The 23,942-nt window shown below is 56.4% G+C and carries 25 protein-coding genes; 18 read left to right on the forward strand and 7 right to left on the reverse strand.

The features are described 5' to 3' along the window. The first annotated feature begins 58 nt into the window (after window positions 1-58). Window positions 59-256: a hypothetical protein gene (locus tag RT340_RS06625; protein WP_034825302.1), complete on the forward strand. Its 198-nt coding sequence runs from the start codon at window positions 59-61 to the stop codon at window positions 254-256. Window positions 257-334: 78 nt separating this feature from the next. Here RT340_RS06625 and RT340_RS06630 read toward each other — a convergent pair whose 3' ends face one another. Both RT340_RS06630 and RT340_RS06635 read right to left on the reverse strand, forming a co-directional pair. Then, window positions 335-1,702 (reverse strand): amidohydrolase family protein, encoded by a 1,368-nt coding sequence (locus RT340_RS06630; protein ID WP_313374917.1) that lies wholly within the window; start codon window positions 1,700-1,702, stop codon window positions 335-337. Window positions 1,703-1,791: 89 nt separating this feature from the next. Next, window positions 1,792-2,652, reverse strand: coding sequence for a LysR family transcriptional regulator (locus RT340_RS06635; protein WP_058961528.1), 861 nt, complete (start codon window positions 2,650-2,652; stop codon window positions 1,792-1,794). Between the two features lie 87 nt (window positions 2,653-2,739). Here RT340_RS06635 and RT340_RS06640 point away from each other — a divergent pair, with 87 nt between their 5' ends. From RT340_RS06640 to yniD, 6 genes are all read left to right on the forward strand, one after another. Then, the gene (locus RT340_RS06640; protein ID WP_313374919.1) at window positions 2,740-3,909 is read left to right on the forward strand and encodes a cyanate transporter; all 1,170 of its coding nucleotides are present in this window, start codon (window positions 2,740-2,742) and stop codon (window positions 3,907-3,909) included. 228 nt (window positions 3,910-4,137) lie between these two features. Then, complete coding sequence (gene lldP, locus RT340_RS06645; protein ID WP_097117535.1) at window positions 4,138-5,787, forward strand: L-lactate permease; 1,650 nt, start codon at window positions 4,138-4,140, stop codon at window positions 5,785-5,787. After that, window positions 5,784-6,569, forward strand: coding sequence for a transcriptional regulator LldR (gene lldR, locus RT340_RS06650; protein ID WP_034830467.1), 786 nt, complete (start codon window positions 5,784-5,786; stop codon window positions 6,567-6,569). Before lldP ends, lldR begins: the two co-directional genes overlap by 4 nt. Continuing rightward, complete coding sequence (lldD, locus tag RT340_RS06655; RefSeq protein WP_313374922.1) at window positions 6,569-7,759, forward strand: FMN-dependent L-lactate dehydrogenase LldD; 1,191 nt, start codon at window positions 6,569-6,571, stop codon at window positions 7,757-7,759. The genes lldR and lldD overlap by 1 nt, the downstream gene beginning before the upstream one ends. Window positions 7,760-7,825: 66 nt before the next feature. After that, entirely contained in the window at window positions 7,826-8,254 is a 429-nt protein-coding gene (locus RT340_RS06660) for an OsmC family protein (RefSeq protein WP_034830472.1), read from the forward strand. Window positions 8,255-8,332: 78 nt separating this feature from the next. Continuing rightward, entirely contained in the window at window positions 8,333-8,440 is a 108-nt protein-coding gene (yniD, locus tag RT340_RS06665) for a small membrane protein YniD (RefSeq protein WP_097117533.1), read from the forward strand. Between the two features lie 111 nt (window positions 8,441-8,551). Here the strand turns inward: yniD and RT340_RS06670 are convergent, their stop codons facing one another. Together RT340_RS06670 and RT340_RS06675 are read right to left on the reverse strand one after the other, a co-directional pair. After that, window positions 8,552-8,785 carry a hypothetical protein gene (locus RT340_RS06670; protein WP_160834018.1) on the reverse strand — a complete coding sequence of 78 codons (234 nt, stop codon included), beginning with the start codon at window positions 8,783-8,785 and terminating at the stop codon, window positions 8,552-8,554. Window positions 8,786-8,896: 111 nt separating this feature from the next. Then, window positions 8,897-9,067: a hypothetical protein gene (locus RT340_RS06675; protein WP_007887091.1), complete on the reverse strand. Its 171-nt coding sequence runs from the start codon at window positions 9,065-9,067 to the stop codon at window positions 8,897-8,899. Window positions 9,068-9,280: 213 nt separating this feature from the next. Between RT340_RS06675 and RT340_RS06680 the strand changes: the two genes are divergently transcribed. Further along, the gene (locus tag RT340_RS06680) at window positions 9,281-9,466 is read left to right on the forward strand and encodes a hypothetical protein (protein WP_034830477.1); all 186 of its coding nucleotides are present in this window, start codon (window positions 9,281-9,283) and stop codon (window positions 9,464-9,466) included. Window positions 9,467-9,508: 42 nt separating this feature from the next. On the opposite strand, the gene RT340_RS06685 is transcribed toward RT340_RS06680, so the two are convergent. Beyond that, complete coding sequence (locus RT340_RS06685) at window positions 9,509-10,156, reverse strand: CPBP family intramembrane glutamic endopeptidase (protein ID WP_034830547.1); 648 nt, start codon at window positions 10,154-10,156, stop codon at window positions 9,509-9,511. Window positions 10,157-10,372: 216 nt separating this feature from the next. On the opposite strand from RT340_RS06685, the gene RT340_RS06690 reads away from it, so the two are divergent. The 3 genes from RT340_RS06690 (at window position 10,373) to RT340_RS06700 (ending at window position 14,076) form a co-directional block, all read left to right on the forward strand. Beyond that, entirely contained in the window at window positions 10,373-12,967 is a 2,595-nt protein-coding gene (locus RT340_RS06690) for an EAL domain-containing protein (RefSeq protein WP_313374926.1), read from the forward strand. A gap of 319 nt (window positions 12,968-13,286) precedes the next feature. Continuing rightward, on the forward strand, window positions 13,287-13,586 hold the full coding sequence (locus RT340_RS06695; RefSeq protein ID WP_097117531.1) for an I78 family peptidase inhibitor: 300 nt from the start codon (window positions 13,287-13,289) through the stop codon (window positions 13,584-13,586). A 172-nt stretch (window positions 13,587-13,758) separates the two neighbouring features. Then, window positions 13,759-14,076 carry a hypothetical protein gene (locus tag RT340_RS06700; RefSeq protein ID WP_058961474.1) on the forward strand — a complete coding sequence of 106 codons (318 nt, stop codon included), beginning with the start codon at window positions 13,759-13,761 and terminating at the stop codon, window positions 14,074-14,076. Between the two features lie 114 nt (window positions 14,077-14,190). On the opposite strand, the gene RT340_RS06705 is transcribed toward RT340_RS06700, so the two are convergent. After that, window positions 14,191-14,445: a biofilm development regulator YmgB/AriR family protein gene (locus RT340_RS06705; protein ID WP_097117529.1), complete on the reverse strand. Its 255-nt coding sequence runs from the start codon at window positions 14,443-14,445 to the stop codon at window positions 14,191-14,193. Between the two features lie 393 nt (window positions 14,446-14,838). Here RT340_RS06705 and RT340_RS06710 point away from each other — a divergent pair, with 393 nt between their 5' ends. Then, complete coding sequence (locus RT340_RS06710) at window positions 14,839-16,146, forward strand: multidrug efflux MFS transporter (RefSeq protein ID WP_034830491.1); 1,308 nt, start codon at window positions 14,839-14,841, stop codon at window positions 16,144-16,146. On the opposite strand, the gene RT340_RS06715 is transcribed toward RT340_RS06710, so the two are convergent. Beyond that, the gene (locus tag RT340_RS06715; RefSeq protein WP_313374930.1) at window positions 16,085-19,165 is read right to left on the reverse strand and encodes a beta-galactosidase; all 3,081 of its coding nucleotides are present in this window, start codon (window positions 19,163-19,165) and stop codon (window positions 16,085-16,087) included. The genes RT340_RS06710 and RT340_RS06715 overlap by 62 nt on opposite strands. Window positions 19,166-19,418: 253 nt before the next feature. Between RT340_RS06715 and RT340_RS06720 the strand changes: the two genes are divergently transcribed. The 6 genes from RT340_RS06720 to RT340_RS06745 form a co-directional block, all read left to right on the forward strand. Next, complete coding sequence (locus tag RT340_RS06720) at window positions 19,419-19,565, forward strand: hypothetical protein (protein ID WP_166933682.1); 147 nt, start codon at window positions 19,419-19,421, stop codon at window positions 19,563-19,565. 210 nt (window positions 19,566-19,775) lie between these two features. Beyond that, window positions 19,776-20,030, forward strand: a complete 255-nt coding sequence (iraP, locus tag RT340_RS06725) for an anti-adapter protein IraP (protein ID WP_034830496.1) — start codon at window positions 19,776-19,778, stop codon at window positions 20,028-20,030. Window positions 20,031-20,166: 136 nt separating this feature from the next. Next, on the forward strand, window positions 20,167-20,469 hold the full coding sequence (locus RT340_RS06730; protein WP_034830548.1) for a PsiF family protein: 303 nt from the start codon (window positions 20,167-20,169) through the stop codon (window positions 20,467-20,469). Window positions 20,470-20,703: 234 nt separating this feature from the next. Beyond that, a complete protein-coding gene (locus RT340_RS06735) occupies window positions 20,704-22,227 on the forward strand; it encodes a sodium:solute symporter family protein (RefSeq protein WP_313374934.1) in 1,524 nt (507 codons plus the stop codon). Between the two features lie 2 nt (window positions 22,228-22,229). Beyond that, window positions 22,230-23,003 (forward strand): 6-phosphogluconolactonase, encoded by a 774-nt coding sequence (locus RT340_RS06740; RefSeq protein WP_097117525.1) that lies wholly within the window; start codon window positions 22,230-22,232, stop codon window positions 23,001-23,003. A 1-nt stretch (window position 23,004) separates the two neighbouring features. Beyond that, window positions 23,005-23,942 (forward strand): amidohydrolase family protein (locus RT340_RS06745; protein ID WP_313374943.1); only part of this gene is annotated, 938 nt, incomplete at its 3' end.

The following is a 23,942-nucleotide window of genomic DNA, read 5'->3' on the forward strand; positions in this document are numbered from 1 at the left end:
GTTTTGCTTTATATTTGGCGCGCCACTTGGCAAACAATAATATCTTCAGAGGTCCACTTTGAGTCTTTACGTCCAGGGACAAAACGAAGACATTCTGAAAATCGTCGGCCGCGCCGTGTTAACCCTGCATCTGCACGGAGAGACCTTATCTTCGGATAAAGTTAGTTCCATGATTGCCTGTTACGCGGAAGAAGAGCCAGCTAGCGACGATGAAAACCAGCGTTTGTATGCGCTGGCGATTCAGATGTTATCGTAAATCCAGCAACTCGTATGGGGCGCTTGCCGCCCCTGCATTTTTCGTTCATCAAGCCTCCGTAAGGAGGCTTTTTTGATCTCAGACGCTGAACACCGGCATACCGCTGTGGAAGGTGGCTCGTACCGGCGAGATGCGGGCGACAGCCTCAGCGGAGCAGCTCGCCTCAACCAGCATCATGCTGGCGTCATCCTGGACTTTCGGCCACTGGCGCTCGCCCTGGTTCGATAGCGGCAAGATGCCGCCGGTGGCAATGTGCAGTGCCCGGCTCAAACCAAACTCATCCGAACCGCGATAGAGTTGTGCATACAGGTTGGCTTTCTCCAGCATGCTGCCGGTGCCAAACGGTGACCAGTGATCGATCACGCTGTCGGTGCCGGTCATTACCGTGATGCCCGCGGCCTGCAATTGCGGTAACGGCATGGTGAGTTTGCCGATGGGGATGGTGGACGCCACGCTCATCTGTTGTTCAGCCATGCCTGCAATCATCTTATCGAGCGTTTTGCCTTCCAGCGTGGCCAGCGCAAAGCCATGGCTCAGCGTCACTCTGCCTTTGAGCGGCGGGTTCTTCGCGATGGTGTCCACCATATACTGAATGGCCGCCACGCCAGAAGGTGCGGTTTCGTGCAGATGGATATCGACGCCACGATCAAAATCGAGCGCAATCTGGAACATGGCATCCAGCGAGGCCTGCATCGCGCCATCCACATTGGTGGGATCCAATCCGCCAACGTACTGCACGCCCATCTGCATCGCTTCGCGCATCAGGCCATCCACTTTGGAATGCAGTAAACCGTGCTGTGGGAAGGCGACAATTTCACAGGGAAATTCGGGGTGGTTCGCCAGCGCCCGCTTCAGATGCTCCAGGCTTTTTAGGCCACTCACCGGATCGATGTTGCAGTGGCTGCGTGCTTCGGTGGTGCCTTTACTGTGCAGCAAACCGATCAAAGCTTCGGCACGCGCCTGTGAGGTGGGCAGTAACTGCGGGATTAATACCTGCTCACGGGCAATCATATCCATGATGGTTTTGCCCTGACGTGGGCGTGGCGCTTGCCAGGGGCCACTATAAAATGTTTTGTCCAGGTGGATGTGCATGTCACGAGTGCGCGGCAACAGCAGCGAACCATGGGCATCCCACTGCGGAATGTCGGCGTTGCGCGCTTTACCAGCGGCTTCGATGGCGGCAAATTTGCCGTCTTTAACAGTGATATCGTAAAGCGCAGTACGCGTCGCGATGATGTCGTTGCCGTCACGCTCAAAGCCTTCCTCGAGGCGTACGTTGAGCAATTGGTAATGATCCACGCGCGGCGGCGGCGTAGAGATTGGCGCTGCGGCGGAAGAGGGCGATGAGGCGGCGGCGTTCATACCGGCTGCCAGCAGGCTTCCGGCTGCTGTGAGGCGGACGCCCTGGCTAATGAAATCGCGACGGCTAGGTGAAGTGAGGTGCATCAGAGGCTCCAGTCAACAAGTAAAACGTTAATCTGGCAAAACCCGGGGCGCGGCGCTGCGATATTTCCCACTGCTGAGCAGTGGGAAAATCACTGCCACTTTAACTGGCAAAATTCCACTAACGCCACGGCCAGCGCCTGTTGCAAATCATCCTGTGGAGAGCGGCAAAACAGCGCCAGCTCAAAGTGGCTGATCGGCGGTAAGCCTGCGGCTTCGTCCAGCACACGATGGCCGGGCAGGCGACAACTGGCAGGCAGCAGCGTTAAACCTAATCCGGCCGCGCTGGCACTGGCGAGTGCCACCAGACTGGCGCTGCTGTAGCTGATGCGCCAGCTGCGGCCCAGCGCATCCAGCGTCTGACACATCTCCTCGCGATACAGTCCCTGCTGGGGAAATACCACCAGCGGCACTGGCGTCTGCTCAAAGCAGGGGTGTTCGGCGCTGTCCAGCCACAGCAGGGGCTCCGGTCGCGCTGCCAATGGGCGTTCACCGCCGGGTTGCTTGATCAGCATGATATCCAGCTCTTCTCGCTGCCACGCACGATGCAAGTCGACATACATGCCGCTCATCACATCGAGGCGCAGCTGCGGATGCTCGCGGCTGAACTGCGCCAGCAGTGCTGCGGTGGGGGCAGCAAAATCCTCCGGTACGCCGAGGCGCAGGACGCCATCGCGCCACTTGTCGCTCAGCACATCGTGCGCTTCACCGTTGAGCGCAATAATGCGGCGGGCATAGCCCAGTAATTTCTCTCCCTCTTCAGTTAACACCACCTGATGCGAGGTGCGCTCCAGCAACGCTTTGCCAATCATCTCCTCCAGGCGGCGCACCTGCTGGCTGACGGTGGATTGCGATAGATGCACGCGGTCGGCGGCGCGCGTAAAGCTGGCGGTTTCGCATACCGCAACAAAACTGAGTAACTGCTGTGGCGTAAACATCGGCTGACGATTCATTTTTCCACTGATCACTATGGTGTTATTTCATTTCCAAATAGTAATCATTGCTGCGACCCTGACAACCTTTCTACTGCAGGATTGTGTATGAACCGACATTCCAACGGATTGACGCTCGCATCTTTGGTGCTGGCCGGGCTCAATATGCGTCCGTTACTGACTTCTGTTAGCCCATTGCTGGGCGAACTCCGCCAGGCCATGAGCCTCTCTTCCATTGCCGCTTCGTTGTTACCCGCCGTACCGATGGTGATGATGGGCGCGGTGGCGCTACTCAGTGCCTCCCTGATGCAACGTGTTCCGCTGCAACGTTTGTTGATCGCCGGGCTAGTCCTGCTGCTGCTGGCGCTGGCCGCACGCGGTGTGATTCACGACGGGCAATGGCTGGTGGTCAGCGCGCTTTTTGCCGGGCTGGGGGTTGGCGTGGTGCAGATGGCGATGCCAGGGTTGATCCGCCAGCGCTTTGCCCAGCGCAGCGCCCCCGTTACCGGGTTGTGGGCGGGCGCGTTGATGGGCGGCGGAGGATTAGGGGCAGCACTCTCGCCGTGGCTCAGTGCGCATTTCGGCTGGTCACTGGCGCTCACCGGTTGGGCACTGCCCGTATTGCTGGCGATTGTGCTGTGGTGGATCGTGCGTGTGCCGGTGGCGCAAAGCGCAGAGTCGGTATCTATGCCCTCGCTATGGCGAAAACCGCGCGCCTGGTCGCTGGCGCTCAGTTTTGGCCTGGTCAATGGCGGTTATGCCACGTGCGTCGCCTGGCTTCCGGATGCTTATCACCACCTTGGCTGGTCAGCACAGGCGGGCGGCTCGTTACTGGGGGTGATGATCCTTTGCCAGGTGGCTGGCGCATTATTCATGCCCTTGCTGGCGCTCAAGGCGGATCGTCGTCCACAGCTGATCATCAGTCTGGTTTGCCAGCTGGTCGGTATGTGCGGTTTCCTGTTTGCTCCCCTGCTGGCGCCTTGGTTGTGGGCGGCGATTGCCGGATTTGGTTTAGGGGCTGCGTTCCCGCTGGCGATGGTGCTGGCGCTCGATCACCTGCCACATCCGCAGGCGGGTGCACGCCTGGTGGCGTTTATGCAGGGCGCAGGTTTCATCATCGCCGGGTGTATGCCGTTTATCGCCGGTCAGTTGCAGGTGCTGACGCACAGTTTTACCAGCGTGTGGATGATGCAGGGCACCGTAACGGTGGGATTGATCGTGCTGAATCTTCGCTTTCATCCCCACAGTTATCGTCGGGCCTTTGGTCAGACAGAATGATGATTGGTCCTACCAAAACGATTTAAATGTTGCCACATCGTCACAGAACACGAAAAATAACCCCAGCCTCGTTGCTTTAGGTTAACAATGCATTAACTATCTGGAGCCAGAAAGCCCCACACTGCAATTTGGTCCTACCAATTTCAGTGAGCAGAAGGGCAAGACCTGCGGCGCAAATCTGCATTGCCGTTGCGCTGCACTCATCTGGTAACCTCTGGAGATAACGGCATGCCGGTGTGGCAACAAAACTACGATCCTCTCAACAATCTGTGGCTCTCCAGCCTGGTGGCGGTGATCCCGATTGTGTTCTTCTTCTTCGCCCTGCTGAAGCTCAAGCTGAAAGGCTATCAGGCGGGCACCGCCACGGTGGTGATTGCACTGCTGGTGGCGCTGTTCCTGTATGGCATGCCGTTGGGCCAGGCGCTGGCTTCCGTGGTCTATGGCTTCCTGTACGGCCTGTGGCCAATCGCCTGGATCATCGTCGCGGCAGTATTTGTGTATAAAATCTCGGTGAAAACCGGGCAATTCGACATCATCCGTGCTTCGATCCTCTCCATCACACCCGATCAGCGCTTGCAGATGCTGATCGTCGGATTCTCCTTCGGCGCGTTTCTCGAAGGGGCGGCGGGTTTTGGCGCACCGGTGGCAATCACCGCAGCCCTGCTGGTGGGATTGGGCTTTAATCCGCTGTACGCGGCTGGCTTATGCTTGATCGTCAACACCGCGCCAGTAGCCTTTGGTGCGATGGGGATTCCGATTATTGTCGCCGGGCAAGTCACCGGACTCGACAGCTTCCAGATTGGCCAGATGGCCGGGCGTCAATTGCCGTTCCTGACCCTCATTGTGCTGTTCTGGATCATGGCGATTATGGATGGCTGGCGCGGTATCAAAGAAACATGGCCAGCAGTGATCGTCGCGGGTGGATCGTTTGCCATTGCGCAGTTCCTCAGCTCCAACTTCCTTGGCCCGGAATTGCCGGACATCATCTCGTCACTGGCCTCTCTTGTCTGCCTCACGCTGTTCCTGCGCCGCTGGAAGCCAGTACGTATTTTCCGTTTCGATGAGAAAACCGCCGTTGACCCGACGCAAACCTCTCAGCGCTATACGCTGGGCCAGATTGTGCGCGCGTGGATGCCATTCCTGTTCCTCACGGCTACCGTCACTCTGTGGAGCATTCCGCCGTTCAAGGCGCTGTTTGCTAAAGGTGGCGTGATGTATGACTGGGTATTCAGCGTTCCGGTACCGCTGCTGCATGAGCTGGTGGCACGTATGCCGCCGGTGGTGAGTGCGGCAACGCCTTATGCGGCCATCTTCAAGTTTGATGTGCTGTCAGCCACCGGTACAGCGATTATCGTGGCGGCGGTGCTGTCCGTGATCTGGCTGCGTATGAAGCCCGCTGCGGCGATCCAGACCTTCGGTGAGACGCTGAAAGAACTGGCACTGCCCATCTACTCCATCGGTATGGTGCTGGCCTTCGCCTTTATCTCCAACTACTCCGGATTGTCTGCCACACTGGCCTTAGCGCTGGCGCACACCGGCAATGCCTTTACTTTCTTCTCGCCGTTCCTTGGCTGGCTTGGCGTGTTTCTGACAGGATCTGATACCTCTTCAAATGCGTTGTTCGCGGCGTTGCAGGCCACCACCGCGCAGCAGATTGGTGTGTCGGATGTGCTGCTGGTGGCCGCCAACACCACGGGTGGCGTGACGGGTAAGATGATTTCACCTCAGTCGATCGCCATCGCCTGCGCCGCCGTGGGGCTGGTGGGTAAAGAGTCGGATCTGTTCCGCTTTACCGTTAAACACAGTCTGATCTTCACCTGCATGGTGGGGGTGATCACAACGCTGCAAGCTTATGTCTTAACCTGGATGATTCCATGACAGAAAACACGCCGCGATTAGCGGAAACGCTACGGGCGCGATTGCTCGCCTGGATTGAGGAACACCAGCTGGAGCCGGGTATGCGCTTACCGGCCGAGCGCCAGCTGGCCGCTGAGTTCGGTGTGTCACGCTCATCATTGCGTGAGGCGATTCAGCAGCTGATCAGTAGCGGCGTGTTAATCAGTAAACGCGGCGGCGGTACCTGGCTGTGTGAGCCGCAGGAGCCCTGGTCGGAACAGCGTATTGTTGAGCCGATTCGCCAACTGCTGGCGGACGATCCCGATTATCGCTGGGATATTCTGGAAGCGCGCCACGCCATCGAAGCCAGCACCGCCTGGCACGCCGCCTTGCGTGCCACTGAAGCGGATAAAGAGAAGCTGCGCCTCGCTTTTGATGCTCTGCTCAAGATGCACGACTGCGATGATCCCGATATCGCGGCGCAGGCCGACCTGCGCTTCCATCTCGCCATCGCTGAGGCCTCGCACAATGTGGTGCTGCTGCAAACCATGCGTGGTTTCTTCGATTTGCTGCAGTCTTCGGTACTGCACAGCCGCCAGCGCATGTACACCCAGCCGGTGATTTTTAATCGCCTGAATGAACAGCACCAGGCGATGTTCGATGCGGTGATGGCCGGTGATGCCGAGGCGGCACGCCAGGCGGCGATGGATCACCTCGGCTTTGTACATACCACCTTGAAATCGCTCCATGAAGATGAAGCCCGGCAGGCGCGCATTACCCGCTTGCCAGGCGAATCCCTGGATAATCGTAAGGAAAAAAACTGATGATCATCTCTGCAGCCAGTGACTATCGCGCCGCGGCGCAACGCATCCTGCCCCCGTTCCTGTTCCACTACCTTGACGGCGGCGCGTATGCCGAACACACCCTGAAGCGCAATGTGTCCGATCTGTCGGACGTGGCGCTGCGTCAGCGGGTGCTGAAGAACATGTCCGATCTCAGTCTGGAAACCAAACTGTTCAACGAAACGCTGTCGATGCCGGTCGCGTTAGCGCCCGTGGGTTTGTGCGGCATGTACGCGCGACGCGGGGAAGTGCAGGCCGCGCGTGCAGCGGCACTGAAAGGTATTCCGTTCACGCTCTCCACGGTATCGCTGTGCCCGATTGAAGAGGTAGCGCCAGCCATTAATCGTCCGATGTGGTTCCAGCTGTATGTACTGCGCGATCGTGGTTTTATGCGCAACGCACTGGAACGCGCGAAAGCGGCGGGCTGCTCGACGCTGGTCTTTACCGTGGATATGCCGACGCCGGGCGCGCGTTATCGTGATGCGCATTCGGGCATGAGCGGCCCAAATGCGGCGATGCGTCGATACTGGCAGGCGGTGACGCATCCGCAGTGGGCGTGGGATGTCGGGGTGCATGGGCGTCCGCACGATCTCGGTAATATCTCCGCTTATCTTGGCAAGCCTACCGGACTGGAAGATTATATTGGCTGGCTGGCGAACAACTTTGACCCGTCGATCTCATGGAAAGATCTGGAGTGGATTCGTGAGTTTTGGGATGGGCCGATGGTGATCAAAGGCATTCTGGATCCGGAAGATGCGCGTGATGCGGTGCGCTTCGGCGCGGACGGCATTGTGGTCTCTAACCATGGCGGACGCCAGCTGGATGGTGTGCTGTCATCGGCGCGCGCACTGCCTGCCATTGCAGACGCCGTGAAAGGCGATATTGCGATTCTGGCCGACAGTGGTATCCGCAACGGGTTGGATGTGGTGCGCATGATCGCGCTGGGTGCAGACAATGTCCTGCTGGGTCGCGCCTTTATCTATGCACTGGCGACCCATGGTCAGCGTGGCGTTGAGAATTTGCTGAATTTGATCGAAAAAGAGATGAAAGTGGCGATGACGCTGACCGGGGCCAAAACCATTGCCGAGATCACCCAGGACTCGCTGGTGCAGGCGAATGCGCTGCTGAGCGAAGCGGGTTTACATCCGGCTCGACCGCGTGCCGTGAGCTGAGGCGCGGAAAGCAAAATGAGTGGAGTTGTCTATACTGACTGCTGTCTGACTAACAGGAGGAATGACATGACCATTCATAAGAAAGGATCGGCCCATTGGGAAGGCGACATTAAAGGCAAAGGCACCGTGAGCACCGAAAGTGGCGTGCTGAGCAACCAGCCTTATGGCTTCAATACCCGCTTTGAGGGTGAGAAGGGCACCAATCCGGAAGAGCTGATCGGTGCTGCACATGCGGCGTGCTTCTCCATGGCGTTGTCGCTGATGCTGGGTCAGGCTGGGCATCCGCCTAAAAGCATCGACACCACCGCGGATGTGTCCCTGGACAAGAAAGGTGAAGGTTTTGCCATTACCAAAATTGCACTCACCAGCACCATCGCGCTGCCAGGCATCGACAGTGCCAAATTTGATGAGATTATTCAGAAAGCCAAAGCGGGCTGCCCGGTATCTCAGGTGCTTAATGCCGAGATTAGCCTGGACTACACGCTGAATAATTAATCGCCCTTACGGGTTACCAGCGGTAGAATAGCGATGCGCCTTAGGGCGCATCGTTGCTTTCTGCCGTCTGGAGGATGCGTGGGGAAAAAACTGGCTGCAACTAAACACTGGAAAATGATTGTGGTGCTGCTGTGCATCTGCGGCGCGCTGATGCTGATTCGCTGGGCGGCGATGATATGGGGTTAAAAGACTGGATCTGCCGCCATAAGCTCGGCGTGCTAGTGATGGTGATTCTGGTGCTGGAAGGGGTGCACTATCTGCTGACCGCCAGCTGGTTACCGTGGCAGCTCGGTTGATTCAGGCGTATTCGCTGTCTGGCTGACGAACGTTACGCACACTGCTGCGCGCAATGCGATAGGCCTTGCGTGGGTCGCCCGCCACAAACTCAAAGGTCGGCGAGTAGTAGAATGGCAACCAGCCTTCAAAGCTGCTCTCCCACTCCCAGCGCACCGGGCAGGGCCAGAGAATGCCATCATACAAAATGTAATAAACCCAGCGTCCGTTTGGACGACGGGGGCGAGTCTTCTTCATGGGATTCACAACGGTAATAGTGTAAAGCAGCTTATATTTTGGACGCTATGCGCCGATCTTGCAATGCCGTCTGGCTTATTTTTGTACAGCTCAAATAAAACTGGCACCGAATTAACGGTGCACTTCCCCGCACAGCAGGACCACATTCGGTCGAACTTTATGGATGCGGTCGGCCATTTGCTCACAGGCCACTTTGGTCGGGTAGATACGTTCTGACACCGGTAAGGCGTCACAGGCATCATGTCCACACGCGCTCACTAACAACACAAAACCAATCAGCATGATTGGACTCCTTAAACACGTTCCTGATGATACGGAAGCAGTGGCTGTTCGTTCCTTTTTTTAATCCAGTATAGCCAAACGGCACGAGAGTCAATGATCACCCTGAGCGGCCTGGTGGTGCGAACGGTGAGATTATAACCAGCCGGACGCACAACAGCATGACAATCTGAGCTAAACTGTGCGGCCCTGACAAAAATGATGAGTGAGTGACCAATGTTGAACGAAATTGCCCATCCGGCCAGCAGCCCAAAACAAGCCGCGCTGCAACTGGTGATTGAACTGGTGCGTGCAGGCAAACTCAGCCCAATGCAAGGCGATGCTTCAAACATGATTTCTATTTACGAGCAGTTCAAAGCCCATTTTGAGGCGGACAAACACAAAGACTCGGCCATTTCCTGATGCTTTTATTCTGAAAACAGCGCAATCTCTTGCGCTGTTTTTTTATGCATAGAACCAGGCGGGCAGAATCGCGATCAGGTTATTCAGCGTATGCAGGAAGATGGGCAGCGCGAGGCTATTGCTGCGCAGACGGGCGTAACACAGCAACAGTGAAAACAGCGTCAGGGCCACGATGGTTTCCCAATGCACGTATTGCGTGTGCATCGCGGCGAACAGCAGCGAGGTGAGCAGCATGCAGGCGAAGCGACTTTTCGGCGCCCATAACAGAAACCCCTGTAACAGAAAACCGCGGAACAACACCTCTTCAAACACCGGTGCCAGCAGCACGGCGGTCAGCAGCAGGATCAACATCGAACTGCGACCCTGTTGACTCTGGGCAATCAACCAGCCTTCCGGTTGCAGGAATTGCGTTTGCGCCACCATCAGTGCCACCAGCGCACCCACAAACAGCAGCGCCTGACCGGGACGGAGATATCCCAGCGGAATGTCAGTGCGGCGTTGGCAGTAAAAACGATACAGCGGGTAAATCACCGCGAATTCGAATAAGCAGAGCACCGGCACCAGTAAACCGTTATTACGCAGCGCCCCATAGTTGGGAAACAGCGTAATCAGCATGGTCACGACGTAATACACCACAAAGCTCGCGGCGTAGAACAGCGTCAGCGTCACCTTGTCGGATTGGGTGTCCATAGTCAGCTCAATGGGCAGAGGAAAACGCATAGTAGCAATGGCGATCATTGCTGTCGAGATGGCCCCACACAGAATCGCACTGCTCAAAAATTCCGCCGTGAGGACTAAATCTGCGGCGGCCTGCGCCGATAACCGAAAAAACCATTACAGGACAGAGGCGCCATGAACGCGCACCCTGTCTTCTTTTTTGCTGCCTCTGTTTTGCGAGCATATTGCATGAATTCTGAGTATCACCGGCACGCGACCTTGCCTGCCAGGGCTAATATGGAAGCACACACCGTTCGGGTGACGCGACGCAGTCTGCGCACTCTGACATCGCTGCTGTTTGGCGTGCTGCTGCTTTCAGTCGTGATGGTGCTGGTGATAGCCCACCGACAAAACAGCGACTCGATCCAGCAGGATGTCAACCTGATGCGCCAGGCCTGGCTACAGCAGCAGGAGAAGATGATCATCGATGTGCGTGATTATGCGAACTGGGGGGAAGGCTGGAAAAATTTGCACCTGACGGTGAATAAAGTCTGGGCGTGGGACGAAGAGAACTTTGGCCCCAGCCTGTACAAAGAGTATCACTACGATGGCGTGTTTGTGATCGATGGCGCCGGCAAAACGCGCTATGCGGTGGTGAATGGCAAATTGTCAAAGGCGTCGCTGGAGAGCTGGTTAGGTGGGCAAGCTGCACTATTGCTGGCCGCCGCACGTCACCAGCCCGAAGATGGCATCACACGTAACGTGATAATCAATCAGCAGCCGGCATTGGTGGTGGCCGCACCGATCACCCCAGGCAAGGTGCCCGATCTCCCCACCATCTCTGGCCCTTCTTCGGTGATGGTGTTCGTCAACATCATGACTCCGGAAAAACTGCAGGCGCTGGGCAAATCGCTCAATGTGATTGCGCCGCGTATTGCGAATGGCTTAAACGATGCGTTGTATGAACCGCGTCTGGTCGAACCGGTGATTCAGGGCGAATCGCTGGTATTGCGCTGGCAGGCCAAAAATCCCGGTTTTGGTGTGATATGGCTGATGATGCCGCTGTTGCTGTTTACGGCGTTAGCGGTTGCGCTGGTGACGCGCCGGGTGATTCGCCATGCGCTGCATAATGCAGTTATTTCCGATCGTCGCTTTGAAATGCTGGTCATCAGCCAGCGTGAACTGGCGAACAGTGAAGAGCGTTTTCGCGATCTTGCAGAAGCGGCCTCAGACTGGATTTGGGAAGTGGACGATCAGGGCCGCCTTTGCTATCTCTCCTCGCGGTTTGCCGCCGTGACAGGACACGAGGTCAAAAGCTGGATTGGGCGGCCGCTGGATCAACTCCTTAGCCATCCTAGCCATTCGCTGGTGGCCTGGCTGTTGCGTCAGGGCGATGAAATGCAGCATGTGCCGCTGCGCTGCCAGTTTATGGCTTCCAATGGCGAGCGCCGCATCGGCGAATTGATGGCGAAAACCATTCGTCGTAATGGACTGCGCACCGGCTTTCGCGGCACGGTGTCCGATATCACCCATGAAGTGGATGCGGAAGCGCGCATCCAGTTCCTGTCACGCCACGATCTGCTCACTGGCCTCGCCAACCGCATGCAGCTACAGGAATTCCTGACCACACATCTGGAAAATGCCACGCAAGAGGCACCGCTGTTTGTGATCAGCTTCGATCTCGATCAGTTCAAACCGATCAACGATTCTTGGGGCCACGCGGTGGGCGATGTGGTGCTGAATGAGATCTCTCAACGGCTGAAAAACCTGATCGGCCCAGATGAACTGGCGGCACGACTGGGCGGAGATGAGTTTATTCTACTACTGCGCGAAAGCTCGCGCGCCGGTCTGGAGTATCGCTGCCGCGCACTGCAACGCGCCGTACATCAGCCGATTATCAGCGGATCGCATCAACTGAGTCTTACAGCCAGCATGGGCATCGTCAGCGCACCGCAGGACGCCAGCCAACCGGAAGCCTTGCTACGGCTTGCGGACATCGCTCTCGGCCAGGCACGCACGGCTGGACGCGATCGCTGGGTATGGTACTCCAACGATATGGCCAACCATATTCAATCGAAGCGCGATATGGTGCAGGCGATTGAAGAGGCGCTGCGCAACAACACATTTTCACTGCACTACCAGCCGCGCTATCAACTGCAAACGGGACAGCTGGCTGGCGCAGAGGCGCTGATTCGCTGGCAGGTGGGCGAGGATAAATGGATTACCCCTGACCGCTTTATTCCGCTGGCGGAAGAGAATGGGCTGATCGCTGCCATCAGTGACTGGGTGCTCATGCGCGCCTGCCATGATGCCAGCGATTGGGGCGACCAGCGCTATGTATCCGTGAACATTTCACCGGTGGAGTTCCGCAACAGCGATCTGGTGGATCGTGTGGCGCATGCGCTGGCGGTTAGCGGCTTACCGGCCACCCGACTGGAGCTGGAGATCACTGAAAACGTGACCTTCGAGCATCCCGATCGTGCGCTGGAAATCATGCAGGGGTTGCGTGCGCTGGGCGTGCGGCTGACGGTGGATGATTTTGGTACTGGCTATGCTGCCTTAGGCTATCTCAAAACCTTCCCATTCAATGGCTTGAAAATCGATCGATCATGGATGAAAGAGTTCCCGGAATCCAGGCAGGCGCAATCAGTGGTGGCGGGGATTGTCGGATTGGCACGCGCCTTTGCGCTCACCATCACGGCAGAAGGGATTGAAACCGAAGCGCAACTCAACGAGCTAAAAGCGCTGTCGTGTGAAGAGGGGCAGGGCTATTTTCTCGGCAAACCGATGCCGCTTGCGGCATTTAATGCGCGTTTGCAGGATGAAAAAGAGGCCGCTCAATAGGCGGCCTCTCGTTGATGGCGGCCGTTTTGCCGCCAGCATTATCGTGGCTTAGCGCACCCGAACCGCAACCACGGTCATCAGGATGGCAAAGCCGATAAAAATAGCAAGTTCCATCATCGTCTCCTCAGATAATTCTTAGTTAATTATAGTGACTGAGTGCGTAATTTTTAGACAGCGCGTGCGATTAATCCTGGAAAATGAGAGGAAGATCGCGTGTTACAGCACAATTCTTCGACCAATCCGCTGGCATTGTTTTCACATCAACGGCTTGCTTTGTTACTCTCGGGAATGGTTGTTTACTATCCAGGAGGAGAAACTTGTGACCCATTATGGAAAAGCGTTACTGGCCACGGCCTTTTTTGCCTTAACCGCCTGCCAGTCAGCCAGCAAACCGGACAGCACCGCTGCCGCCAGCCACGATCCCGAAACCGATCAGTGTGGCGCATCGCAATATCAGAATTATATCGGCCAGCCACTGAGCAGCCTTGATACCCAACGCTTTGCGGTGCCGGTGCGCGCCATTCCGTGGAACGGTGCCGTCACCATGGACTTCAACCTGCGCCGCCTGAACTTTACTGCTGATCAGAGTGGTAAAATTTCGCGGGTTTATTGCGGATAAATTCAAACGGACATCGCATTGTCATTGGGCTGTCATGGCGCCGGGCGAGGATAGCTGCGCATTACGGAGATTTCCTCGTCACTCTCGAATATGCAATGCTCGTCTTGTTTCTTCCCGCCTCGGCGGGAATTTTTTTATCTATTAATCCGTACTGGATTGATGAGGAGCGACGATGAGACACACCAAAAAAATTCTGCTAATCACCCTGCTATTAAGTCCACTGGCGCACGCCTCGAGCGAAGCCGCCTGGCAGCAAAACAGCCAAACCCGGCAGCAAGCCTGTCTGAAAGCCAGCGGCCTGAAAGGGGTGAAGGTGGTGGGGAAACCGATTCAGTATGACGACAGCGTCGGCTACGACGCGGTACTGCTGGAAGGGCGTTATCCGCAGAAGCACATGAAAAATCAGATTGGGCGTGAGCTGTGCCTGTACCAGCGTACAAGCGGAAAAGCGGTGGTCAGCGAGGCCGATCACCTGCGCGCAGTGAAGTAACACGATATGGAGGCGCGCCCGCTTACGGCGCGTCTTAAAGTCCCTGAACGCTACAATTGTCCTTTAAGTCCGCCGCACACAAGGCGATTTTCCCGGCGGCTGAATGACGGCACCTTACGGCTTTTGTTGCCTGTCTTCCAGCAACTGCGCCAACAGATTGCGATAGCTTTGGAGCTGCTGCTCATCCCCTTCAAACTCCAGTTTGGCAATCACCCGCGCAATGATCGCTTTGCTGGTAGCGGGCTGACCATCATCCATCAATTCGCGCATGATCGCTGCCAGCAGATCGCTCTCGTGCGGCGCATGCCAGGCAGGGCTGTTAAAGTAATCGGTAATCGCCCGACTGGCGCTGTTAGGATGTATTCTCATGGCTGACCTCCGCAGAGACAACGATGCCCACCGCCGGTTATTGGCAGCATTGGGAAATATGGGTTAAGCATGGGAACTGTCCAGAAAGGGCAGCGCCTCGCCAGCGATGGCCGGTGATTTTTTAAACATAGATGCGGCGTCGAATATTGTCAGTAATGGATAGACATATTTTTTCACGTTTGCGCTTCGTCGCGACGCGCTTATCTTGCTGAGTTGTTTGTTACAGCACATAAAGACACTATAAATCGTGTCCCTTACACTATTTGCTGTGAGCAGAATCACGCAAGGCAGCGGAAAACCGCGTTTTTAACCCGATGCCATGTTTTGCCGTCCAGCGATGTTATGAGGTTGTTAGACTGAACCCTCATTTCATTTTTTCTGATGTAGATGCCCATGCTACGCTCCATCGAGTCCTGGAAGGTCAATCTGATTTCGGTCTGGTTTGGCTGCTTTTTCACTGGATTGGCCATCAGCCAGATCATTCCCTTCCTGCCGCTTTACGTTGAGGAACTCGGTATCCATGGCGCCAATGCACTGAGCGTCTGGTCGGGTCTCACCTTCAGTATTACCTTCATCGTCTCTGCTGCGGTAGCGCCGCTGTGGGGCAGTCTGGCTGACCGCAAAGGGCGCAAGCTGATGCTGTTACGCGCATCCTTTGGCATGGGCGCGGTGATTCTGTTGCAGGCGTTTGTGACCGAAGCATGGCAACTGCTGCTGCTGCGTGCGCTAATGGGCCTGACATCCGGTTATATTCCTAATGCGATGGCGCTGGTGGCCGCTCAGGTTCCGCGTGAGCGCAGCGGCTGGGCATTGAGCTGTGTCTCCACCGGGCAAATTGGCGGTGTGATTCTGGGGCCGATGATTGGCGGGCTGCTGGCTGACTGGCTGGGACTGCGCATGGTGTTTATTGTCACGGCAGTGCTGTTGATGGTGAGCTTCCTTGTCACGTTGTTCCTGATCAAAGAGACCGGCTACACGCCAGTGAGCAAGCAGGACAAAATGAGCGGACGCGAGGTGTTCCGCAGCCTCGACAATCCTCGCCTGATGATGTGTCTGTTCGTCACCACCATGGTGATCCAGATGTGTAACGGTTCGGTGAACCCGATCCTGACGCTGTTCGTGCGTGAGCTGGCGCCCGATGCGCAGAATCTTGCCTTCCTCAGTGGTGTGATTGCCGCACTGCCGGGCGTTTCGGCGCTGATCTCCGCCCCTCGTTTGGGTAAGCTGGGCGATCGCATTGGCACGCAGCGCATTCTGATGGGCACCATGCTGTTTTCTCTGGTGTTGCTGATGGCGATGTCATTCGTTACCAGCGCCACTCAGTTAGGCGTGCTGCGTTTCCTGCTGGGCTTTGCCGATGGCGCGATGATGCCTGCAGTACAAACGCTGCTGGTACGCCACTCGCGCGATAATGTCACCGGACGCATCTTTGGCTACAACCAATCCTTTATGTATCTCGGCAACGTGGCCGGCCCGCTATTGGGTGCGGCGGTTTCTGCTGCGACCGGCTATCGCTGGGTCTTCTTCGCTACCGCCGTGGTGGTGCTGTTGAATGTCCTGCTTCTGCGCCGCTTCTATCGCCGCCCGAAAACTGAGCTGACTCCACCGCTGAGCCAGCAAGGTGAGGCGGCGAAGAAGTCTACTGGCGCAGCGTCAGCGCGTAGTGCCACTGCTGCTGAGAAAGCAAAAACTCCGGGCTGACGCTGGGGCTCCAGGAATCGTCACCGCCCACGCCCATATGGAAGCCATCAAGGTGCAGCCAGCAGCCTTCCTCTTCCCGCAACAGATGGCGATGCGAGGTATCACGCAGCTGTTCGAGGCTGTAGCGGCTGAGCGAGAACGCAAAATCGCCGCTCGCCTGCCAGCTGCCGGTATCAAGCTGGCGCGTACCGCAGCGCAATCCATTTTCACCGGGAAACACATAGGCGGTACTCAGCGAAGTCAGCGGCTGCTGCCAGTGTGAAAACTGCGCCGCCAGCTGACGATCCGGATAGTTTTCATGCGGGCCCAGGCCGAGCCAGCTCACACTCTGCGGCGCGCTCCTCAACTGACAACGCAACCCGATGCGCGCGGGAGCAGGCAAGCCCGGCGCCTGTTGCACCTCGACACTGACGCTCAACTCACCGTTGCCACCGATCTGATAACGCTTGTGGCTGGTAAAGATCATCTGCCCATTGGCCTCCCACTGATGCCAGGTTTCAATCAGCACGCTGTGTTTCAGACTATCGACCTGCATATCCAGCAGCACCGCTTCCAGCTGGTTATAGCCCGCGTGTTTCCAGCGCTCCACCCAGGCATTGGGATCGACATTGGCGGCTTCACTGGTGCCGATATCGTTATCAATCGGCGCGCGTACAAAGCACTCCTGCAATGACGTCAGCATCGTCTCTTCATCGTGAACAAACCATTGCACCAACTCCCCACTGCGGCGCGAGAAGTGCCAACGCTGTTGCGGCAGTTGCACGGCAACCAAATCGTGATTGGCAATCAGCTCTGGCGCGGTGGGCGTGGCATCAATCACACGAGGCATTAACGCGGCGGGCAGCGGCCACTGATCCCAGGCCACGCGGGCATCGGCTTCCGACCATGCGGTGGCAGCGATCTGATGCACCGCGAGATTCAGCCACGCATTCCCCTGTAAATGTTCAGCGGCTGGAATATCAATCGTCTGGCTGCCCTGCGCGGTGAGATGCAGCGGCAGTTCGCCCTGCGCGACGGAAACGCCATCCTGTTCAATCGACCAGCGCAGCACTTCATTATCGCTGCTGCGGAACAGGTACTCGCTGGTGATCGTGAAACGCCAGGCATTACTGGCATCGCGCTGGAACTGGAAGAATTGCTGTGCACGCTGCGCTTCAAACAAAGCCGGATGCGGCGTTCGATCGGCAAACACCAGACCGTTCATACAGAACTGACGGTCGTTAGGCGTGTCGCCAAAATCGCCGCCGTAAGCCTGCCATGGCTGGCCTTGTTCGTCATAACGCGTCAGGCTTTGATCGACCCAATCCCAGACAAAACCGCCCTGCAGGCGCGGGAACTGACGGAAGGCCTGCCAGTATTTGGCGAAGCCACCGAAGCTATTGCCCATCGCGTGCGCATACTCGCACAGGATCAGCGGACGCGTTTCACCCGGCAGGCCAATCCATTTTTTCAATGACCACTTCGGTACGGCAGGGAAGGGCTGATCCTGATCGACGCGCGCATACATTGGGCAGACAATATCGGTGGCGGCAGTATTGGCGCCACCGCCTTCATATTGCACCGGACGGGTCGGATCGCTGCTTTTCACCCATTGATAGAGCGCATCATGGGTACTGCCATGGCCGGACTCATTGCCGAGTGACCAGATGATGATACAAGCGTGGTTACGATCGCGCTGCACCATGCGCGTGATGCGCTCGCTATAGGCGGCGAACCAGCGTGGATCGGCCGATAAACGGTTCATTGGCTGCATGCCGTGGGTTTCAATATTGGCCTCATCGACGACATACAGGCCATATTCATCGCACAGGCGATACCACAGCGGATGGTTGGGATAATGCGCACAGCGAACGGCGTTGAAGTTGTGGCGTTTCATTAATTCAATATCGCGCCGCATGCTGGCTTCATCCACCACCTGGCCATTTTCCGGATGATGTTCATGACGGTTAACGCCGCGAATCAGCAGGGCCTTGCCGTTGACGCACAGTTGACCGTTTTCAATGCTGACACGCCGGAAGCCGACATCGTAGGCTTCGGCTTCAATCACCTGCCCGTTGTCATCCAATAGCGTCACCACGGCACGATAGAGATGGGGCGTTTCCGCACTCCACAGCAGGGGATTTTTTATCGGCAGCACCAGCAGCGCGCGCTCTGGGTAATGCCCACGTTCGTCAATCACCGCACTGCCCGGCGCTTGTTCTTCACTGCCGATGCAGGTTTCGTCCTGCCACAGGCTCACACGCAGACGGCACTGATTAAGCGGTCGTTCACCGGCGTTAATTTTGACACTCACGCGCAGATCGCCACGGATATATTCCGGGCTCAGCGCCGTTTCGATTTGCACGTCGGCCAGTTGGGTTGATGGCTTATGAAGCAGGCTGACGTCGCGGAAAATCCCGCTCATGCGCCACATATCCTGATCTTCTAAATAGCTGCCATCGCTCCAGCGCAACACCATCACTGCCAGTCGGTTCTGGCCACGCTGTAATGCCTGACTGAGATCAAACTCGGCTGGCAGGCGGCTGTCCTGTGAATAGCCGATCCACTGGCCGTTACACCACAGGATAAAGGCCGAGTTAACACCGTCAAACACAATGCGCGTTTGTCCTTGCGTCAGCCAACTCTCATCGACATTGAATGTGAGCGAATAACATCCGGTGGGGTTTTCCTTGGGAACAAACGGCGGGTTCACAGGAATCGGATATTGCACGTTAGTGTAGATTGGCGCGTCAAAGCCATGCAGCTGCCAGTTTGCAGGCACGGGCAGGGAATGCGCGCCAGGCAAATCCTGCAGCAACCAGCTTTGTGGCACCGCTTCAGGCTGTGAGAAATAGCTGAAACTCCACTGTCCATTCAGTAACTGGCGTGATGGGGAAGGGGCATCGTCGCGCGCACTGACTTCATCGCGCCAGCTGGAAAACGGCGGATGGGCATCCAGACGGTTCAGGCTAGTGATCACCGGATTTTCCCAGTCGCGACGCGCCAGGATATCACTGAGAGAAAGGGTGGGCAGGGTCATGGTAAGATCTCATTGATTGTAATGCGCTCACATTGCGTCATTTCGCGCGGCGTGTAAAGTGATCGACCGCCCGCAATGGTTGAAATTTTCTTCAATATGATGATGCCTCTGTGGTTTTTTTGCGGGCGTAGTGCCAGTAATTTGTTAAGCGTGGTGAGCAGAGATGAATAGCGCCGGGTTGCAGAGAATTCTGTATTGTCGTGCCCGTTACCGCCTCATACACTCAGCCCGATTTCACCATCCAGAGGTAATTATGGTCCGTATTATTAAACTCGCTGCCGTTGTGGCATTGGTGACCGCGTTGAGCGGTTGTATCTTCCCACCGCCGGGTGGCGGAGGCGGTTGGGGTGGTCCTGGCGGCGGTGGCGGTCCAGGTCGTGGCTTTATGGGACCCCATTAATTAGCGCCAGACGTTAATGCATGATTACGCGCGAAACGTTTCGAAAAAGCCCTATCAATGAAGTGAAACGTTTCGCCGTTACATATTGAAATTCCGTTTCTTTTTTAACGCTGCGCTTATTCTAAATTTTAAGCAAACCGCCAAAAATCCCTGTTGTTTTAACCCCCTCAATGCTAACGTCTGTTTTCCATCTCTTATTGAGCCTGTCGCATGAAAAACCTTATCGCGGAACTTCTGCTAAAACTGGCTGAGAAAGAAGAAGAGTCAAAAGAATTAGTGGTCCAGGTAGAGGCATTAGAAATTGTGCTGACGGCCATGCTGCGTAAGCTGGATCCTGAACAATTCAACGAGATTGCGGCCGGTATCGCCACCGCGATGCCTCCACTTGCCCCTGCGGCAGAAACCCCAGATACCACTCTGCTGCGTAACTACGTTGAAAAGCTGCTGAATCATCCCCGCGTGTAAGTGTCACGCCACGCTGAAGAACCGATTTTGCTGTTAGCGTGCTCGCAGCAAGCTTTGGACGAGGGAATATATTTTTTTCTGCATTGCTTATTTCCTGCCATGATTAAGAGGCAATAATTCTATGGAGATTCCGGCAATGAAATCGTGTCTTTTGGCAATGATAGCAGCAGGCCTGCTGTTGGCGGGCAATGCGGGTGCAGCAGAGAAAACCGCCCAACAAAATAAAATGACCATGTGTAATCAACACGCATCTTCTCAGGATTTAAAAGGGGATGCGCGTAAATCCTTCATGAGCGACTGTCTGAAAAAAGACAGCAAGATGGGCAGCATGACGCCGCAGCAAATGAAGATGAAAACCTGTAATACCGACGCGGCTGATAAAAAACTCAGCGGCGATGCACGCAAGACCTTTATGAGTTCCTGCCTGAAAAAAGCCTAATCGAATTGCACCTGATTTAAGGGTTCATACTGTGTATGAGCCCTTTTTATTGCTTCTCACTCGCTCCCATTCACCGGTCAGAAGAAAAAGTAATAGCCGGAGCGTTGTCACATTTTAAACGCGGTAATGCTGCCAGGATGCATTAATCCTAAATAAGGACTAATTAAAAAATAATCTATCCTTCCCCTCGAACCGGATGCTTTCGTCGGGCAGCTTTGACCTGTGGAGACGGCTATGAATGTGCTTGATTATGCTGTGATGGCGCTGTATGCGCTGATGATAGTGGCCATTACGCTCTGGGCGATGCGTAAAGTCGGCAGCACGCGTGATTTCTTTGCGGCAGGCGGGAAAATGCCCTGGTGGTTGTCGGGCGTCTCGCATCATATGTCCGGCTACAGTGCGGCCGTGTTCGTGGCCTATGCGGCAGTGGCTTATAACATGGGCATCACCATCTATTTCTGGTGGGCGTTTCCCATCTCCGTTGCGGTATTAATCGGGTCGCGCCTGTTTGCCCCACGCTGGGCCAGACTGCGAATCCATATGAATATCGAATCGCCGATGGAGTACCTCGCGACGCGTTATAACCTGCCAACGCAAATGGTGCTGGCATGGAGTGGGGTGCTGCTGAAAACCTTCGACGTCGGTGCTAAATGGGCCGCCATTGCCGTAATCATTAATGTCTTTACCGGGTTAGATCCGTTGATTGGCATCTGTATCTCCGGGGCGCTTAGCCTGTTTTATACCGTGATGGGCGGTTTATGGGCCGATGCCTGCAATGACTTCGGCCAGTTTGTGGTGCAGTTTGTCGCCGCGATGGTCATGGTGGTGGCCGTGGCGATGCATCTGGGTGGTTTCGGCGAACTGTTCACCATCTGGCAGCACTTGCCCGCCACGCACACCGACATCGTTCAGGAGCCGTATACGCTCGGCTTTATCCTCGCCTACTTTGTGATTTACACCCTGAGCTACAACGGCGGCACCTGGAATCTTGCACAGCGCTTCATCGCCGCACCGGCGGGTCGCGATGCTCGTAAAGCGGCGTTGCTCTCTGCCGCACTTTACCTGATCTGGCCGCTGATACTGTTCTGGCCGATGTGGGCGGCACCACTGCTGTTCCCCAATCTTAGCGATCCCTCACGTTCATACTCTGTGATGGCGATGGAATTACTGCCGAATGGGTTAATAGGATTAGTGCTGGTGGCGATGTTCACTCACACACTGTCGATGACTTCATCAGATGCCAATGCCATCACGGCGGTGGTTACGCGTGACATTCTGCCCGGCATGCTGCCGCGCCATTTTCAGCGCGGTAAAAGCTCGCTGCTCGTCGCGCGTCTGACGGCTTTTCTCTTCATCATCACCACGTTGATTATCGCCATGAATGCCAGCCGTTTCGGCGGTGTGCTGTCTCTGCTGATTATCTGGTTCGGTGGATTAGTGGGGCCCATTTCGATTCCGATGCTTTTAGGCTTACTGCCCGCATTTCGTCGTAGCGGCAGTGCCGCGGCGCTGGTGAGTTGGGCCGTGGGCGTGGGCACCTTTTTCTGCGTGAAATTTATCTTTACTGATGTCAGCACTGCCACTCAGGTGGCCGCCCCCGTGATGTCATCGCTGGTGCTGTTTGTGGTGATGGGATGGCTGCGTCGTGCACCGGTCAGTCCGGAAGTCGACGCGCTGCTCGCGGCACTCAATCAGGATCAGGATATGCCCGCCAGTGCGCACTGGCCGAAAAGTCACAACGCTTCTCAGGAGGGATAAGAATGACGCTTTTACAACAGGGAAAGCGCGACTGCTTGTGGGTCAAGCGCTTCGCCCATCGTGATGCATTAGGCATCGCGGCGGCAGAGGATGCCATCGCCTATTTGCAGCAATTACTGCAACAGCAGGCGGTGGTGCGGATGGTATTTGCTGCCGCCCCCTCACAACATGAGTTTCTTGCCGCGCTGGCTGCCGCGCCGAATCTCGACTGGTCGCGTATTCACGCGTTTCATATGGATGAATACATTGGGTTGAATGAAGATGCGCCGCAGCGCTTTAGCCATTTCCTGCGTGAACATCTGTTTGACCGGGTACAACCTGGCGAAGTGTATCTCATCCCTTCAGGTGGCGATCCTGCGGGAGTGTGTCGCGAATATGCGCGCAAGTTGGAGGCGGCACCGATCGATGTGGTCTGTCTGGGCATTGGTGAAAATGGCCATCTGGCCTTTAACGATCCGCCGGTAGCGGATTTCAGCGATCCGCTTAGCGTCAAGACAGTGCAACTGGATCACGCCTGCCGTCAGCAGCAGGTCAACGACGGCTGTTTCCCCACACTCGAGCAGGTGCCGACGCACGCGGTGACGCTGACGATTCCCGCTTTGATGCGTGGCACCAGGCTGTTCTGCATGGTGCCGGGCGCGACCAAACGCGCAGCGGTGCAGGCAACATTGCACGACGCGATATCCACGGCTTGCCCGGCAACCCGATTGCGCCAGCATCCCAACTGCACGCTATATACCGACGCCGATGCCTGCGCGGAGGTGATTTTTGACTGAAATGCTATTACGCGGTCGCGATTACCGCACGCTGGATCCGATTGAGCTCTACATGTGTGAAGGCCTGCTGGCAGAGGTGCGATCGTTGCCAGAGCCCGATAACGATCTGATTCTGGCGCCGGGGCTGGTGGATCTGCAAGTTAACGGCTTTCAGGGCGTGGACTTTAATCACTTTCCTTTTAGCGAACAGGATGTGCTGAATGCCACGCACGCGTTGTGGCAACAAGGGGTCACCAGCTTTATGCCGACGGTGATCACCGCTCAGCCCGGAGAGATTGCGCAAGCGTTGCAGCGACTGGCCAGCGCCTGTGAACACTATTCGGACGTCGCGCTGGCGGTGCCGGGTTTTCATCTGGAAGGGCCATTTTTGTCACCGGAGGACGGCCCGCGCGGTGCGCATCCACGGGAGGCGATCTGTGCGCCGGATGTGTTTCTGTTTGAAAGCTGGCAACGGGCCGCGCAGCAGCGCATTGGTTTGCTGACGCTCTCACCGGAATGGCCGCAAAGCAGCGAGCTCATCCAGCATTGCGTGAAGCAGCAGGTGCGGGTGGCGATTGGGCACACCTCAGCCTCTGCCGCGCAGATTCATGATGCGGTGCTGGCGGGCGCTTCGCTTTCAACTCATCTGGGCAATGGCGCGCACCTGCAACTGCCGCGCCATCCCAATTACATCTGGCAGCAGCTGGCGGAAGATGCGCTGGCGGCCACGCTGATTGCCGATGGTGATCATCTGCCCGCTGAGGTATTGAAAGTCTTTTTACGGGCGAAGGGCGAGCAGGCGCTGCTGGTGAGTGATGTGACCTGCTTTGCCGGGCAGCCGCCGGGCATCTACGATTCGGCAATAGGCGGACGCGTGCAACTGAGCGCGGAAGGGCGGCTGAGTATGGCGGATGCGCCACAGCTGCTGGCCGGTTCCGCGCGGGGCCTGCTGGATGGCGT

Source organism: Pantoea sp. CTOTU50773 (assembly GCF_032082325.1).
In the GTDB taxonomy this organism is placed as follows: Bacteria; Pseudomonadota; Gammaproteobacteria; order Enterobacterales; family Enterobacteriaceae; genus Pantoea; species Pantoea communis.